The sequence below is a fragment of the Ruegeria sp. MALMAid1280 genome, from assembly GCF_049195285.1.
In the GTDB taxonomy this organism is placed as follows: domain Bacteria; phylum Pseudomonadota; class Alphaproteobacteria; order Rhodobacterales; family Rhodobacteraceae; genus Ruegeria.
The window spans coordinates 1-451 of record NZ_JBMIRT010000004.1 but is presented as its reverse complement, the minus strand read 5'-3'; the positions used below and the strand labels follow the sequence as shown (position 1 = coordinate 451).

Sequence of the window (451 nt, the reverse complement as noted above, 5' to 3'; positions counted from 1 at the left end):
TGTTGCGACCACCACCACGCACAAGACCCTGCGCGGTCCGCGCGGCGGCATGATCCTGACCAATGACGAGGCGATCGCCAAGAAAGTGAACTCGGCCATCTTCCCCGGCATTCAGGGCGGCCCGCTGATGCATGTGATCGCTGGTAAAGCCGTTGCGTTTGGTGAAGCTCTGCGCCCCGAGTTCAAAAGCTACATCCAGCAGGTTGTGACCAACGCGCAGGCGCTGTCGGATCAGCTGATCAAAGGTGGTCTGGACACCGTCACCCACGGCACCGACACCCATGTTGTGCTGGTCGACCTGCGCCCCAAGGGCGTCAAGGGCAACGCCACCGAAAAGGCTCTGGGCAGGGCGCATATCACCTGCAACAAGAACGGCGTGCCGTTTGACCCGGAAAAACCGACCATCACGTCGGGCATCCGTTTGGGTTCGCCCGCCGGCACCACCCGCGGC

Annotated in this window: 1 pseudogene; it reads left to right on the top strand. The window is 62.7% G+C overall.

The annotated features are described in order from the left end of the window. Positions 1 to 451, top strand: a pseudogene (gene glyA / locus ACOQFT_RS00020) (serine hydroxymethyltransferase); the annotation flags it as partial.